The organism is Streptomyces sp. NBC_00654, assembly GCF_026341775.1.
GTDB lineage: Bacteria > Actinomycetota > Actinomycetes > Streptomycetales > Streptomycetaceae > Streptomyces.
The window spans coordinates 35,607-50,703 of record NZ_JAPEOB010000009.1; the positions used below are offsets into that span (position 1 = coordinate 35,607).

Sequence of the window (15,097 nt, forward strand, 5' to 3'; positions counted from 1 at the left end):
CGTGGCGGCAGATCGACTACGCGGCCGCCGACAGCCGCGATCTGCTCGCGCTGCTGCTGACGGCGTTCGTCAACGCCAACCGCGACCCGAAGAAGAGCGGCAGTCCGCTGCCGTGGCCTCAACCGTCGTGGCGGCCGGGCGACCCGGTGCCCGACGAGGACAAGGCCGACCAGGACAAGGCGCGCGCGAAAGCGGCGTACGAGCACATCCTCGCGCAGACCAAGGGGGAATGACGTATGCCGGTCGAGGTCGGCGTCGGGTACGTGTCCGTCGTGCCCGAGGCACGCGGGTTCGGCCGGCAACTCAATCAGCAGATCAGCGGCGAGTCGGCACGGGCCGGCACCTCGGCCGGGCAGGACGCCGGGCAGGGGTTCCTCGGCGGCATCGGCGGCGCCCTGAAGAAGGGCGTCGTCGGCGTCGCCGCCGGGGCGGGCGTGCTGTTCGCCGCCGGGTTCGCCGAGGCGGTCGAGCAGGACAAGAGCAACGCGAAGTTGGGCGCGCAGCTCGGGCTCACCGAGAAGGAGTCGGCGCGCGCCGGGAAGATCGCGGGCTCGGTCTACTCCAAGGGGTACGGCGAGTCGATCGACCAGGTAAACGACTCGCTCAAGGCGCTCGCGCAGAACGGCGTCGCCTCGATCAACGCCCCGAAGAAGGAAATCGCCGGGCTCAGCAAGGCGGCGCTGAACCTCGCCGAGACGTTCGACGCCGATGTCGGCGAGTCGACAAAGGCGGTCGGGCAGCTCATCCGGACCGGGCTCGTCAAGGACGGTAAAGCCGGATTCGATCTGCTCACGGCCGGGTTCCAGTCAGGCGCCGATAAGGCCGGCGACCTGATCGACACGGTCAACGAGTACTCGACGCAATGGCGCAAGGCTGGTCTGTCGGGCTCGACCGCGATCGGTCTGATCAATCAGGGGTTGCAGGCGGGTGCCCGCGACGGCGACCTCGTCGCCGACAGCATCAAAGAGTTCTCGATCCGGGCGGTCGACGGCAGCAAGACGTCGGCGGCCGGGTTCAAGATGCTCGGGCTCAACGCCGACGACATGGCGGCGAAGTTCGCCAAGGGTGGCAAGTCCGCGAACGGCGTGCTCGACCTCACCCTCGACCGGCTGCGCGGGATCAAGGATCCGGTTCTGCAGTCGCAGGCGGCGGTCGCGCTCTTCGGAACGCAGAGCGAGGATCTCGGGCAGGCGTTGTTCGCGCTCGACCCGAGCAAGGCGGCCGACGGGCTCGGCAAGGTCGGCGGCGCGGCCGACAAGATGGGCAAGACCCTGCACAACACCGCCGCGAATCAGATCGAGGTGTTCAAGCGGCAGGCGCTGCAGGGGCTCGCCAACTTCGCGGACAAGTACGCGCTGCCCGCGCTCAAGACGTTCGGGCAGTTCCTGAACACGTACGTGCTGCCGCCCGCACAGAAGGTCGGCGGCGCCCTCGTGAGCGTCCTCGTGCCCGCCGCGAAGGGTGTCGGCGACGCGTTCGCCGGCGGCGTGCAGTGGGTCAAGGAATACGGCGCGTGGCTCATCCCGCTCGGCGTCGCGATCGGCGGCGTCGCCGTCGTGGCCGGCGCCTCGACGATCGCCACGTGGGGCATGACTGCCGCGTTCTCGATCTATCGCGGCGTGATCCTCGCGGTGACCGCGGTCACCCGCGGGTGGGCCGTGGCGCAGGGCATCTTGAACGCGGTCATGTCGGCGAACCCCGTCGGTCTGATCGTCGTCGGGATCCTGGCACTCGTCGCCGCCGCGATCGTCGCGTACAACAAGGTGACTTGGTTCCGGACCGCGGTACAGGCGGCGTGGGCCGGGATAAAAGCCGGCTGGGATCTGCTGTGGAACGGGGCACTCAAGCCAGGGTTCGAGTACCTCAAGATCGGACTGCAGGCGATCGGCACGGCCGCGGTGTGGCTGTGGTCGACGGTCCTGTCGCCGGTTTTCTCGGCGATCGCGACCGCGGGCAAGGTGCTGTTCACCGTCCTCGCCGTCATCGTGATTGCGCCGCTCGTGATCGCGTTCAAGGCGCTCGGCGCGATCGCCGGGTGGCTGTGGAACAACGCGATCGGCCCGGCGTTCCGAGGGATCGTCGCGCTCGCCTCGTGGTGGTGGGCCGGCGTCAAGGTCTATTTCGGGTTCGTCAAGGCCGGTCTGTCCGCCCTCGGCGCCGCCGCCTCGTGGCTGTGGAACAAGGCGATCGCGCCGGCGTTCCGCGGGATCGTGACGCTCGCCTCGTGGTGGTGGAGCGGCGTCAAGGTCTATTTCGAGTACGTCAAGACAGGACTGCGCGCGGTCGGTTCGGTCGGCACGTGGCTGTGGAAGAACGCGATCAAGCCGGCGTTCGAGGGGATCAGTTCGGTCGCCTCGTGGCTGTATAACAACGCGCTCAAGCCGCAGTTCGACAGGATCAAGAGCGCCGTACGGCTGGTCGGCGACGCGTTCGGCAAGGCTAAGGACGCGATCGGCACGGCGTTCGGCAAGATCAAGTCGCTCACGAAAACACCCGTCAACTTTGTAATTGAATGGGTGTATACGAAGGGCATTAAAGCGGTCTGGGATAAGGTCGCCGGTTTTGTCGGTCTCGGCAAGCTGCCGGCCGCTCCGAAGCTGCTCGCCGAGGGCGGCCGCACTCACGGCGGCGTTCCCGGTAGGGACTCGATCCCGGCGCTGATGATGGCCGACGAGTTCGTCGTCAAGCGGTCGTCCGCCCGCAAGATCGGGTTCGGCGCCCTGAACTACATCAACCAAACCGGCGAGCTGCCGGTACAGAAGTTCGCCGGCGGCGGCGTCGTCGACACGCTCAAGGGTTGGGGCGGGTCGGCGGTCGACTGGACGGTCGACAAGGCGAAGAAGGTCGGCGGCGTCGTGATGGACGGCGTCGACTTCCTGTCGAACCCCGGCAAGCTGTGGGAGAAGGCAACCAAGTTCATCCGCGACAAGATCGCGAAGATCGGGCAGAGCAGGGTCGCGCAGATGATCGGCAAGGTGCCGATCAAGATGCTGTCGAGCCTGAAAGACAAGGTCGTCAACGCCGCGACGAGCATGTTCGGCGGCTCGTCGGGAGACATCGGCGGCTCGGGCGTCAAGCGCTGGTCGTCGGTCGTGCTGCAGGCGCTCAAGCTCGTCGGGCAACCGTCGAGCCTGCTCGGGATCACCCTGCGCCGGATGAACCAAGAGAGCGGCGGTAACCCGCGCGCGATCAACAATTGGGACATCAATGCCAAGAACGGCGTGCCCTCGAAGGGTCTGATGCAGGTCATCGACCCGACGTTCAACGCGTACGCCGGGAAGCTGCGCGGCCGCGGCGTGTGGGATCCGCTCGCCAACGTGTACGCCTCGATGCGGTACGCGCTGTCGAGGTACGGCTCGCTCGCCTCGGCGTACAACCGTGCAGGCGGGTACGCAGGCGGCGGTCGGCCCCGGCCGGGCGAGGTCGCATGGGTCGGCGAGAACGGGCCCGAGCTGCTGCAGTTCGGCGGCGGGCAGACCGTGCTCGATCACGACTCGTCGATCGGCGCGGTCGGCGCCGCGATGGTGCGGACCATGGCCCGGAGCCTGCAGCAGCCGGTACCGGCCGCCGCGGCGGTACGGGCGGCGCTGCCGTCCGGCGGCGGGCAGCCGACCGTCGACGCGGGCCACACGTACAACATCTATCCGCGCACGCTCGACATGACCGTGCGCGATCTGGAGCTGCTGCAGCGGCGACAGGATGCGCTCGCTCGGGTGGGGAGGCCACGGTAAATGCCGCTGATCACCGCACCGGTAGTCACCCCGCCCGATACGGGCGGGGGCGGCAGTACGCCGGTCCCCCTGCCCGAGATCGGGTTCGCGACAGCCACGTACACCGACCCGACTGGCAAGGTATGGCCGCTGAACGACGAGGCGGCCGGATGGTTCACGCTCGCCGACGGCGTGTCCGGGCTCGGCGCGACGCCGTACGAATTGACCACCGACGCGCACCCGCGGGGCGGCGCACGGCTGCGGTACGCCAGTGCGCAGCCGAGGGCGATCGTGTGGCCGCTGTACGTCTACGGCGAGACGCACGTCGAGTTCATCGGTCGATGGCGGGCGCTCGCAACCGCGTTCACGCGCACCCTGCGCGAAGGGCCGGACGGCACGCGCACGCCCGGATGGTTGGAGATCGCCCGGCCGGACGGCACGCGGCGGCGGATCGCGGTCTACTACCGCGAGGGGTTCGAGGGTCGCGGCTCGAAGGGGTCCGGGATCGTCTCGGACGCCGCAGCGATCTCGCTGTGGTGTGAAGACCCGTACTGGGTCGACCCGGTCGAGGTCGCCGTGCACCGGGAAACCGGCAGCCTGAGTTCGTTCTTCACGCCATACCCGACGATCTCGTCGTCGCAGGTGCTCGGCGCGACCGAGGTCACGAACCCCGGCGACGTGATCGTGTGGCCGAAGTGGACCGTCACCGGTCCCGCGAGCCTGATCACGTTCACGCACGAGGGCACCGGCGAGTCGTTCTCGGTCGACCCGACGGCGGTCGGGCACGGCAACCTACTCGCCGGCCAGCAAGTCACGATCTCCACGGACCCGCCGACCGTGCGCTACCAGGACGGTTCGAACTGGGTCGGCGCGCTCGACTGGCCGAGCGCCGTTCTGTGGGGGCTCGCCCCCGGCAAGAACCCGGTCACGTTCCTGTTGAACGGCTCGGGCCCCGGCAGCGCCGTCGATCTGCGGTTCAACCCGAGGTACGAGACAGCCTGAACCGAAGGGAGCGGCGGAACCGGTGGCCGTGCAACTGCTCATCACCGACAAGAACCTCGACGTGCAGGGCGACCCGCTCGACGGCTGGACGAACCTCGACGCGACGAAGAAGTTCAACGAGCCCGGCTCGGGCAGCGTCGACTTGCCCGCGCGGCCGGACGTCATGGCGCAACTGCAGCCCGGCAACCGGCTCGTGCTCATCCGGGACGGCGCGGTGTGGATGGCCGGCCCGCTTGAGATCCCGGCCGATTTCTCGTGGTCGGTCACCGAGTCGCCAGGATCGGGGCGGGTCACTGTCAGTTTCTCCGATGACCTCGCCATCGTGGCCGGTTACATCACGTGGCCAACCCCGGCGAACGCGTGGACGGCGCAGCTCGCGAACACGTACCGGCAGATCGCCAGTACGAACGCCGAGACGATCATTCGGGCCCTGGTCAATGAGAACTGCGGGCCGGGCGCCCGCGCCGAGCGGCGCATCGCGAACTTCGCGCTCGACAGCGTCGCCGGCGTGGGCACCTCGACGACCGTCAAGACGCGGTTCGAGGCGCTGCTCGACACCTGCAGGCGCATCGCCGTCGACGGCGGCGCGATCGGGTTTCGCACGCGGCAGTCGGCGACGCAGATTCTGTTCGGCTGCTATCAGCCGCGCGATCTGACGGCGACGGCGCGGTTCAGTATCGGTCTGGGCAACCTGCGCTCGATCCAAGTGAAGCAGTCCGCGCCGGACGTCACGCACGCGCTGATCGCCGGTACAGAACCGGAGACCGGCACGACGGGGCGCGTGTACGTACAGGCCGCCGACGCTGCGGCGGCTGCGTCCTGGTGGCGCGTAGAGAAGTACGTCGACGGCTCGGCGGAGAACGACACGAACGGCGAACTGACGCAGGCCGGTAAGGAAGAGATCGCCGGCGGCGCCGCCCCGGTCGAACTCGCCACGGTCACCGTTGACACCGAGGATCTCAAGGCCGGCCGCGACTTCGATCTCGGCGACAGGGTCACCGTCGCTCTTCCGTACGGCGTCGAGATCGCGAACCTTGTGCGCTCCATCCACCTGCAGGCGACCCCCAACTCGGGCGAGTACGTCACGACGCTTATCGGCTCGCCGGAAGCGACGACCGATCCCGCGATGGTCAAAGCCCTGCGCACGCTCGGCCGCCGACTCGGCCGGCTCGAAACCCGATAAGGAGGCTTCCGCGTGGCTCAAGACTCATGGCCGAGTCCGGCCCACAACGACAGGGCGGTCACTGACACCGAGTACGAGAAGATCGCCGCCCGATTCAGCGGCGACGGCGTGTACGGCGAACCCGGCGACGCCGCCGTCGTGACCCCCGGTACCGGCCTGTCTGTGAACCTGCGCGCCAACGTCTACGCCTCGGTGCGCGGGCACGCGTGGACGTCCGGCACGTCAACGCTGAACCTGCCGGTCACCGCGAACAGCAGCGGATCGACGAGAGTCGACCGGGTCGTGCTGCGGCTGGACCGGTCCGACTGGACCGTGCGCGCCGTCGTCAAGGCGGGCGCCCCCGGCGGCGGCGCCCCCGCCCTCACGCAGAACACGGGCGACACGGGCCTGTACGAGGTGCCACTCGCGAACGTCAACCTCGTGTCCGGGGCGAACTCGGTCACTGTCGCCCGCAACGAGCTGTACGTCGGTGTCCGCATCCGGCCGTGCACCTCGACGACCCGCAACCCGAACCCGGCGCCCGGCGAGATGTGTTTCGAGACGAACACCGGGCGCGTGCGGGTGTGGACCGGCGACTCTTGGGCCGGCTTGTTCGACGACTCGGGCGTGATCGGCGTCAATTCCCCGCTGTCCGCGTGGACCATCGGCACCGAGAGCGTGCTGCAGAAGCGCAACGGCAACGTGCACTTGCGCCTCGGCAGCTTCCAGCGCGCGGCCGGCACCCTCGCGGGCGGCGACGAGTCCCGACTGCCCGTGCTGATCCCGGCCGCCTACCGGCACCCCAACCGCGACCAGTACGCCATTTGCTACACGACCGGCGTCGAGATCAGCCGACTGACCATCTACTCGGCTGCCACGGACCGCCCCGGTCAAGTGTGGCTGTCGCAGCATCCAAGCATCGCGAAGGGTGAATACGTGCTCCCCGGATCCGGCATTAGTTGGGTGGTGGACTGATCATGGCTCGCCACGAGTTCGGCGCAGGCATCGGCGACTTTGTCGTGCGCCCGTCCGACGGTCTGTGGGGTGTCGCCGCCGGCTCGGTCGTCACCTTCTACGACCAGTCGACCGGCGGCACGCCGTACGCCGATCTGCTCGACGCAGGCAGCACGCCGATCACGACGGTCACGACCGACGAGTACGGGTTCCTGCCTCGGTTCTTCGGGCCCGACGGCGTCGAGGGCATGTGGGCCGACGCAGGCGGCAGCTCGCGCGCGTGGATCGAGGCGCACAACGTCGGCACCGCCGAGGCGGCGGCCGGCTCGGTCCGGGACTGGCTGAACGTCCGCGACTTCGGCGCGATCGGCGACAACGCCGCGGACGACACCGCCGCGATTCAGGCAGCGCTCGCCGCGGCGCCGATGGGCGGCATCGTGTACCTGCCGGCCGGCGCCTACCGGACGAGTGAGCCGCTCACGATCCCGCCCGCGGTCACCCTGCAGGGCACGCACACGAACCTCATGACTGTGCCCGGTCTGACCGACCCGCCGTGCTACATCAAGCCCCTGCCGTCGTTCGAGGGCAACGCAGTGATCTCGCTCGTCGACGCCGCGACGGGCGGGTATTCGACGATCAGCGCCGAGCACCGGATCTTGAACTTGATGATCGACGGATCGGGCGTGGTGGCACCGGGCCTCGACGGCATCCGGGCCGCGGGCAACATCCAGAACGTGGGGTTGCGTGACGTCACCGTTCGGCGGGTCTCCGGCGCCGGCGTGCACACCGAGTACAACGCCGGGTTCCATCCGTACAGTTGGCGCTGTCACCGGGTCATGATCGACAACTGCGGGTGGCACGGGTTCGCCATGCAGGTGATGACCGACCTCACCTTGATCGACTGTCAGGCGATCGGCAACGGGGCGAACGGGTTCGAGATCGACAACGCGGCGAACTCGCACGCGATCGGCTGTCGCGCCGAGTGGAACGTGAGCAACGGCTATCACCTGACCGGCGATTGGGCGACCGGCACCGGCTCGGGCGGGATGCTGCTGTCGGGCTGCTCGACGGACCGCAACGGACAGAACGGGGTGTTGGTCGACGCGGTCGGGAACCCGCCGCTGCAGATCGAGAACCTGTTGACTCGCCGCGACGGCCGCAACAACGGCGCAGGCGGCGGCGGGTACGCCGGGCTCAAGGTCGACGGCGCCGAGGTGCCCGTGATCGTCGGCATGATCACGTGTTACCCCGGAGTCGACGACGACGGTACGCAGGCAGCCTCACCGCAGTACGGGGTGCGCGTCGAGGATTCGGCGTACGTGTCCGTCGCGTCCGGGTTCCTGCACGCGAACACGACGGGATGGTCGGACGGCGGCGGGAACGGCACGCTGCGCCGCGGGCTCAACATCGCCGAGCGGACCGGCCCGACGGCGACGCCGGTCGACGCGTTCGCCGGCCCGACCGACGTCGCCGGGAACCTGAACGTCGGCGGGTACCTCGCTGCGTCGTCCGGGCAGTCCGGCGGACAGTGGAACATCTGGGACGGTACCGCGAAGGCGTTGAACCTCGGCTCGGCCGGCGGCGGCGTGGCGATCAAGGAGGGCGCGAACGCCCGCATGAACGTCGCCACGCTCGCCGCAGGCGCGGTCACCGTGGCGAACACCTCGATCACCGCGAACACCCGCGTCCTGCCGTTCCGGCAGGCGGCAGGCGGCGCCCTCGGGCACCTGTCGGTCACGAAGAACCCCGGCGTCGGTTTCACGATCACGTCGAGCAGCAACACCGAAACGTCCGTCGTGGCGTGGGTGCTGTTCGAGCCCGCGTAACCCGACGCCGCCGCACCTCACGCTCGCCCCTCGCCGACACGGCAGGGGCTCTTTTCATGCCCGGAAAGGGGCTCACCCATGGGTGACACAGAAAGGCCGATCCCCGAGCGGCTCGGCGACCAGGACGAACAGGCGCTGCACCTCGTGCGCACCGGGAACGGGCCGACCGTCGACGACGAGGCCGCGCTGCTCGCGCAGGTGCACGGCGCCCCGGACATGGCCGGGTTCTACACCGGGCCCGAGACCGGCGTCGACGAGGCAGCCGACGAGCCGGCCGAGGACGTCGCCGACCAGGACGCGCCCACCGACGGCGACACCGCGAAGGGGGGCGCGTCCGCATGAGCGTTGACAGCATGATCAAGGCGGTCGAGCGGTGGATCGGCACCCGCGAGCCGAACGCGATACAGACGTGGTACCGCGAGCGCAACGGCTCGGCGTACGCCTACAACTTCCCATGGTGCAACGCCACGATCACCCGCGCCGCCGTCGAGGCGGGCGAGTACGAGTCGGTGTGCTTCGGCACCGACTACGCGTACACCGTGGCGCACGCCGCCCGCTTCAAGGCGGCCGGTCAGTGGCACGCCGGTACGAAGGGGATCAAGCGCGGTGACATCGTGTTCTTCGACTGGTCGGGCACGAACGAGATCGGGAAGATCGATCACGTCGGCATCGTGACCTCGGTGTCGGGCAGCCTCGTCTACACGATCGAGGGCAACACCGCGAACATCTGCGCCCGCCGCGTGCGCACCGAGGCGGACATCGCCGGGTACGGCCGGCCCAAGTACAAGGCGGCGCCCGCGAACGCGAGCGGCAGCTCGGGCTCGAAGCGCCCGCAGGTGTCCCTCGCGAAGCTGGTCAAGGCGTTCAAGGCGGACCCGCCGAGGGCAGGAACACCGGTCTCGTACGCGCTCGTCGAGGTCGTCGAGGATGCCCTCGTTGCCGAGAGGCTGCTCGCGAAGCAGTACGCCGACGGGCACGCCGGCACAGCCACGCACAGCGCGTACGCGCTGCTGCAGCACCGATACGGCTACAGCGGCAAGGACGCCGACGGCATCCCCGGCGTGACGTCGCTCAAGCGGCTCGGCAAGGCGCACGGGTTCGACGTCGTCGCCTGAACATCCCCGGACGGCGGGAACCGCCGACCACTCACCCACCACTGAAAGGGGGCCGGCATGTCTACCGGCCTGTTCGTCTCGTTCATGAGAACCGCCGTGCCGTACCTCGTCGGGCTGCTGCTCGCCCTGGTCGCACGCGCCGGGTTCGACATCGACTCGACGACCGTCACGGCCGCCGTGACCGTCGCGGCCGGCATCGCGTACTACCTCGTGTTCAGGCTGCTCGAACTGCTCGGCGAGCGGCTGTCGGGCACGTTCCTGCAGAACCTCGCGGGTGTGTTCCTCGGGTGGGCGCGGCCGCCGGCCTATCCCAAGTTCGAGGCGCTCGAACCGGTCGACGGCGCGCGGTACCTCGGCGGCGACTCGACGAGCGGGTGACACCGGCCTTACGGCCCCGGTCACACCCCACTGCACAACCCGGAGGTAGCGCGTGGACGCTGCGACGCTCAGCGCGGTCGGCGTGATCGTCGTCGGGCTCGCGGCGGCCGCCGCTGCACTGATCGGACACCGCGGGGCGAACGCTGCCTCGCAGTCCGGCGCCGTGCTCGGCGGGTACTCGACGCTCGTCGACAACCTGCAGGAAGAGCGAGACAAGCTCGCGCGGCAGATCTCCGAGAACGATGTGAAGCTCGCCGCGGCGTACGCCGAACTCGCCAGTGAGCGCGCCGACAAAGCAGCGCTGCAGGGGCAGATCACGGCGCTCACGAGCGAGAACAGACAGCTACGCGACCGGATCGTCGAGCTTGGAGGGCAACCCACGTGACGCGACGTCATGCTCAGCCGATCCTCGCGCAGCGTTGGCGGTCGCTCGCGGTCGCCGCCGTACTGCTCGTGCTGTCGGGTGCGGTTGTCCTCGTGTGGCTCCGCATCGACGCCGAGTCGTCCGCCCGTAGGGAGGCGATCGCCGAGGCGAACCTGCGCGGCGACGCGGTGACGACGCTCGCCGGCGACGTGCGGGTGCTGCGCGAGCAGATCAAGGCCGAGGGAAAGACGCCAGCCGCGCCGGACCCGGCTCGGGCGGTCGAGGATCTACCGCGGCGGGCCGAGGTGCCGGTACCGATCCCCGGTCCGGCCGGTCCTCGCGGACCGCAGGGCGAGCCCGGCAAGGCCGCGCCCACGATCACCCCGGCGCCCGGAGCAACCGGACCGCAGGGCGATCCCGGCGACACGGTCACCGGTCCGCAGGGGCCGGTCGGTCCTACTGGACCCGCCGGCCCACCCGGTCCCGACGGACCGGCCGGGCAAGACGGGCAGAACGGCGAGGACGGCGAGGACGGAACCGACGGACGCGACGGGCAGACGTGCCCGGACGGGTACAGCCTGCAGGCGCCGTCATGGGATCCCGACGCCCTCGTCTGCAGACGCGACGGCGCCCCGCAGCCGAGCGACCCGTCGCCGAGCCCGTCGTCGACGCTGCTCGGGCTGCCTGCCGAGCGCCGCCGCACCGCATGACAGCACTGCGCCCCTGTCTGGCCTAACGGCCGGGCAGGGGCGCTTTTGTGCGTTTGTCGGCCCCCGCCGCGGTGCACGGCGAGGGCCGGGTGAGTGCTCCCCGAAGGGGCGATTCCCAGTATGACCCAAGCGCATCAACCCGTCACGGTCGTACGCTGGTTGGCGAGTGCTCTACGCCCAGCAAGGGGAATCCATGATCAATCCATCTGTCATGACGACCGGGGAGCGGATCAGGTACTACCGCCTCAAGGTCGGCAAGCCGCAGTCCGCCCTCGCCGGTCTCGTCGGTCGGTCCGAGGATTGGCTCAGCAAGGTCGAGCGGAACATCATCCGTATCGACTCCCTGTCCATGCTCATCCGGATCGCCCGCGAGCTGAACCTCGACAACGTCGCCGACCTCGTCGGATCGGCGATCGACCTAAGCCTCGTCGGCGGACCCGAGCACCCCTCGGTGCCCGCGATCCGGCGCGCGCTGAACACCCCGCCGTCGCACCTCGGGCTCGGGCTGCCCGGCGACCCGTACACCGCGCCGCAGCTCGCCGAGCGAGTCGTCGAGGCGTGGGGCATCTACGAGACCGAGACCGAGCGGTACGCGCCCGTCGGCGGCATGCTGCCCGGACTGCTCGCCGAGGCGTACGCCACGCTGCGCGCCACGAGCGGCGAGGCCGAACTCGACGCGACCCGCGCGCTCGTCTCGCTGCTGCACCTGCACCAAGTGTTCTTGCGGCGCGTCGGCGAGCGCAAGCTGTCGCTGCGCGCCGCCGACCGGGCGATGCAGATCGCCGACAGCACGGGCGACCCCGCCCTAATCGCCGCCTCGGCATGGAACGTCTGCGGCATCCTCACGTCGAGCGGCGAGGTCGCCGACTCGCTCGACCTCGCGCGCACGACGATCGAGCACTGCCGGCCGGGCGACGACGCCACCCCCGAGCACCTGTCGGCGTACGGCGCGCTGCACCTCGCCGCGGTCATCGCCGCCATTCGGGACAGCAAGGCGCCGACGGCATGGGATCTGCTGTCGCAGGCGAGCACTGTCGCGCGGCGGCTCGGTGTCGACCGGAACGACTTTCACACCTCGTTCGGCCCGACCAACGTCGCCATGCACGGCGTGCACCTCGCCGCCGAGGAAGGCGACGCGGCCGAGGCGCTGCGCCTCGCCGACGACGTCGAGGTGCCCGAGCCCGGCGGCGTGCTGCCGCTCGAACGGACGACGCGGTACCTCGTCGAGGTCATGCACTCGCACCGGCTGACCGGCGACGACTTCGGCACGCTCTACATGCTCAAACAGATCATGGAAGCGTCGCCGGAAGAGATCAGGTACTTTCCGCTCGTGCGCGAGGCTGTGCAGGCGCTCTTGAAGCGGCCGCGCCCGCAGATGCGCGGCGACGTGCACCGCATCGCCGAGCACGTCGGCGTGCTCGCGTAGCTCGAACGGGCGCTCGGCCGCCCGGAGTTGATGCACCCGGAACACAAGGCGACCCGGAATTTTCTTCCGGGTCGCCTCGTCATTTCCCTTCTACGGTCCGTGTCATGACGACGACTCAGCGAGTTCGGCGAGGGAGTGTCGGCGTGACCGCGAACCCCTCGCAGGGAGTACGCATCGACCGCATCGGATCGTTACGGCGTACGTCGGCCGGACGTATCGCGATCCCGCTCACCGTGGGCAAGGACGGCGACCGAGTCGGCGAGGGCGACCTCGTGCTGACGAACGCCGACGCCGAAATGCTGCACGCCGAACTCGGGCGACTGCTCGTCGAGTCGATTCCCCCGACTACTCCCGAGCGGAGCGAGTGACGTGATGACGAATGACGCGCTGCCGCAGAGCGCACCGACAGGACGCACCACACAGGACCACATCCGCCGAGCGAACCTCGCCGAGGCGGCCGGCGGGTTCGACGGATTCGTGTCCGTAGACTGGATCAGGGACAGCGGCGCGAGCGTGTCGCGGACCCTCGCAAAGTGGGATCAGGGGCAGCTCGCCGAACTGCCCGCGGGCAAGGCATGGGACGTCGTCCGCATGGACCGGTCGCACGGGTGGCGTACGGTCACGGCGCTGCGCACTGCGGGCGTCGACGTCGGGCCCGTGCTGCACACCGAGGCGTACGTCGAGGTGCTCGTGCCGCTCGGCTCGGTCGCCGCGTGGGACCAGGACGGCGCGACCGTCGTCGCCGAGGGCGAGCTGCTGACCGTACCGCCGCCCGCCGTTGTCGCCCCGCACACGCTGAACGCCCGCTCGTGGATCGTGCCGCCGGGCACGACGCTCACGGACGGCATGGCGCTGTACGAGGCGTACGCGTCCGCGAGCGCGAGCATGGCCATGGACGGCACACGATGACCGCCGAGGCCGCGGTCGCCGAGGCTGTGCCCCTCTCGACGCTCATGTCGGTCAACGTGCGCACGTGGCTCGAACAGACCGCCGCCGGCGAGCCGATCCCCTGCCTGATGCTGAACTACTCGGCGCCGCAGTTCGACGACGTCGACCCGGCTGCCGTCGAGGCCAGCATGCGGCAGGTGGCGCAGTCGCTCGGCGCCGTCCCGACCGGCGAGCCGGTACCCGACATCGGCGTGCGGCTGACCCTGCGCGGCGGCGTGGCGCTGCTGTGGTTCCCTGGGACCGGCTACGCGCTCAAGGTGCAGCACCCCAGATGGGTGCGCGGGCTCGAACAGAGCGGCGCCGCGCTGCTCGCGGTCGGGATCGACGAGCTGTCGCAAGTCGCCACGGTCGCCGAGGTCGACGAGTACCGGAATCACGCCCGCGAGGCCGGCCGCCTGTTCTTCGCTCTCGCCCGCGTGGGTCGCGCCGTCGGGGGTGCCTCGTGAAGGCGGCGCCGGCCCGGCCGGACGTCGTCCCGTTCATCGCGGCATGGAGCGGCGAGCAGCGGCACACGCGCAGGGTTGTGTACTCGGGGCGGGGCGGTATCGCGTTCGTCGACGAGGCGCCCGAGGACCGCGACCAATTCGGCGTGCTGTGGAACGGCCGCGCCCTCGCGCAGGGCGCCGGCCGCCCGCGGTACGGCGAGGTTCACCCGGAGCGACAGCGCGTGGCGATGCAGTACCTCATGTGTCAGGTGTGCGGGCGGCCGGCTGATCGCGACCGGAACGGCGGCGTGCTGTTTGTGGTCGAGGACAACCGGGGCGATTGGAACGGGTGGCCCGAGAACCTGATGACGACGCACCCGCCGCTGTGCCTGCCGTGCGCGGGCAAGGCGGTCGAGCAGTGCCCGCACCTCGTCGACAGCAGCGTCGCCCTACGCGTCCGCAACAGCGAGGTGTGCGCGGTGTACGGGCGCATCTGGTCGTCGTCGGCGTTCGGGCACCCGGTGCGCACCGCGAATAAGGAAGTCGTCGCCTACGGCACGGCGGCCGCACGGTGGGTACTCGCCGGGCAGCTCGTGCGCTCCCTGCACGGCTGCACGCGCGTCGACCTGCAGCGCGAACTCGCGCGCTCCCGATGACAGGGTCGCCCGGCGGTCGACGCTCCCCCGACGTCCCGCCGGGCGATCCGCTCAACATTCGAACCGAGGTTCGAATTTTGCGCTGTGTTTGGCATATGCAACGATCAGGGGATCACCCTCACGCACCGGTTAGCCATGGTTAACCGGTGCCCCCATGCGGGTGCGGTAGGTCCCTCACGCGCGAGGCCCGTTCCGTCCAAAGCACGGAGCCGCACCCTGACCGCCCCGGACGCCCGTACAGTGGCGACCGGGGCGGGCTACGTTCAGCCGCTCGGATCGCGTCAAAGTCCAAAGAATCTCAGGCCAAGCGCCTTTCTTTAGTGTGGTCTGAGGCGACCTGCATAAACGCAGGTGAGCACATCGCTAAACCTCGCACACCTTCTAAGCGCTTGGCCGCAGGTTCGAGTCCTGCCGGGGGCGC

General features: G+C 69.7%; 15 protein-coding genes. All 15 read left to right on the forward strand.

Going from position 1 to position 15,097, the window contains the following annotated elements; all coding sequences use genetic code 11:
* Positions 1-236 precede the first annotated feature (236 nt).
* The 15 genes from OHA98_RS42015 to OHA98_RS42085 all read left to right on the forward strand — a co-directional run bounded on the left by OHA98_RS42015 (position 237) and on the right by OHA98_RS42085 (position 14,676).
* Positions 237-3,731, forward strand: coding sequence for a phage tail tape measure protein (locus tag OHA98_RS42015; protein ID WP_266933683.1), 3,495 nt, complete (start codon positions 237-239; stop codon positions 3,729-3,731).
* Positions 3,732-4,712 carry a phage tail protein gene (locus tag OHA98_RS42020; protein ID WP_266931033.1) on the forward strand — a complete coding sequence of 327 codons (981 nt, stop codon included), beginning with the start codon at positions 3,732-3,734 and terminating at the stop codon, positions 4,710-4,712.
* Between the two features lie 22 nt (positions 4,713-4,734).
* Complete coding sequence (locus tag OHA98_RS42025; protein WP_266931035.1) at positions 4,735-5,895, forward strand: siphovirus ReqiPepy6 Gp37-like family protein; 1,161 nt, start codon at positions 4,735-4,737, stop codon at positions 5,893-5,895.
* Positions 5,896-5,907: 12 nt separating this feature from the next.
* Entirely contained in the window at positions 5,908-6,849 is a 942-nt protein-coding gene (locus OHA98_RS42030; RefSeq protein WP_266931037.1) for a hypothetical protein, read from the forward strand.
* Between the two features lie 2 nt (positions 6,850-6,851).
* Positions 6,852-8,654, forward strand: coding sequence for a right-handed parallel beta-helix repeat-containing protein (locus OHA98_RS42035; RefSeq protein WP_266931039.1), 1,803 nt, complete (start codon positions 6,852-6,854; stop codon positions 8,652-8,654).
* A 78-nt stretch (positions 8,655-8,732) separates the two neighbouring features.
* Positions 8,733-8,996 (forward strand): hypothetical protein, encoded by a 264-nt coding sequence (locus OHA98_RS42040; RefSeq protein WP_266931040.1) that lies wholly within the window; start codon positions 8,733-8,735, stop codon positions 8,994-8,996.
* Entirely contained in the window at positions 8,993-9,769 is a 777-nt protein-coding gene (locus OHA98_RS42045; RefSeq protein WP_266931042.1) for a CHAP domain-containing protein, read from the forward strand. The genes OHA98_RS42040 and OHA98_RS42045 overlap by 4 nt, the downstream gene beginning before the upstream one ends.
* A 57-nt stretch (positions 9,770-9,826) precedes the next feature.
* Entirely contained in the window at positions 9,827-10,147 is a 321-nt protein-coding gene (locus tag OHA98_RS42050) for a hypothetical protein (RefSeq protein ID WP_266931044.1), read from the forward strand.
* Between the two features lie 52 nt (positions 10,148-10,199).
* Positions 10,200-10,532 (forward strand): hypothetical protein, encoded by a 333-nt coding sequence (locus tag OHA98_RS42055; protein ID WP_266931046.1) that lies wholly within the window; start codon positions 10,200-10,202, stop codon positions 10,530-10,532.
* Positions 10,529-11,221: a collagen-like protein gene (locus OHA98_RS42060; RefSeq protein ID WP_266931048.1), complete on the forward strand. Its 693-nt coding sequence runs from the start codon at positions 10,529-10,531 to the stop codon at positions 11,219-11,221. The genes OHA98_RS42055 and OHA98_RS42060 overlap by 4 nt, the downstream gene beginning before the upstream one ends.
* Before the next feature lie 193 nt (positions 11,222-11,414).
* On the forward strand, positions 11,415-12,647 hold the full coding sequence (locus OHA98_RS42065) for a helix-turn-helix domain-containing protein (protein ID WP_266931049.1): 1,233 nt from the start codon (positions 11,415-11,417) through the stop codon (positions 12,645-12,647).
* A gap of 143 nt (positions 12,648-12,790) precedes the next feature.
* Positions 12,791-13,015, forward strand: coding sequence for a hypothetical protein (locus OHA98_RS42070; RefSeq protein ID WP_266931051.1), 225 nt, complete (start codon positions 12,791-12,793; stop codon positions 13,013-13,015).
* Positions 13,016-13,019: 4 nt separating this feature from the next.
* Positions 13,020-13,556, forward strand: coding sequence for a hypothetical protein (locus tag OHA98_RS42075; RefSeq protein ID WP_266931053.1), 537 nt, complete (start codon positions 13,020-13,022; stop codon positions 13,554-13,556).
* Positions 13,553-14,041, forward strand: a complete 489-nt coding sequence (locus OHA98_RS42080; RefSeq protein WP_266931054.1) for a hypothetical protein — start codon at positions 13,553-13,555, stop codon at positions 14,039-14,041. Before OHA98_RS42075 ends, OHA98_RS42080 begins: the two co-directional genes overlap by 4 nt.
* A complete protein-coding gene (locus OHA98_RS42085) occupies positions 14,038-14,676 on the forward strand; it encodes a hypothetical protein (RefSeq protein WP_266931055.1) in 639 nt (212 codons plus the stop codon). The genes OHA98_RS42080 and OHA98_RS42085 overlap by 4 nt, the downstream gene beginning before the upstream one ends.
* Positions 14,677-15,097: the final 421 nt, after the last annotated feature.

Excerpts from the sequence above, each read along its gene's own strand:
- OHA98_RS42015 (WP_266933683.1), top strand. The coding sequence starts at position 237 with ATGCCGGTCGAGGTCGGCGTCGGGTACGTGTCCGTCGTGCCCGAGGCA.
- OHA98_RS42075 (WP_266931053.1), top strand. The coding sequence starts at position 13,020 with ATGACGAATGACGCGCTGCCGCAGAGCGCACCGACAGGACGCACCACA.
- OHA98_RS42035 (WP_266931039.1), top strand. The coding sequence starts at position 6,852 with ATGGCTCGCCACGAGTTCGGCGCAGGCATCGGCGACTTTGTCGTGCGC.
- OHA98_RS42045 (WP_266931042.1), top strand. The coding sequence starts at position 8,993 with ATGAGCGTTGACAGCATGATCAAGGCGGTCGAGCGGTGGATCGGCACC.
- OHA98_RS42050 (WP_266931044.1), top strand. The coding sequence starts at position 9,827 with ATGTCTACCGGCCTGTTCGTCTCGTTCATGAGAACCGCCGTGCCGTAC.
- OHA98_RS42065 (WP_266931049.1), top strand. The coding sequence starts at position 11,415 with ATGATCAATCCATCTGTCATGACGACCGGGGAGCGGATCAGGTACTAC.
- OHA98_RS42040 (WP_266931040.1), top strand. The coding sequence starts at position 8,733 with ATGGGTGACACAGAAAGGCCGATCCCCGAGCGGCTCGGCGACCAGGAC.
- OHA98_RS42080 (WP_266931054.1), top strand. The coding sequence starts at position 13,553 with ATGACCGCCGAGGCCGCGGTCGCCGAGGCTGTGCCCCTCTCGACGCTC.
- OHA98_RS42020 (WP_266931033.1), top strand. The coding sequence starts at position 3,732 with ATGCCGCTGATCACCGCACCGGTAGTCACCCCGCCCGATACGGGCGGG.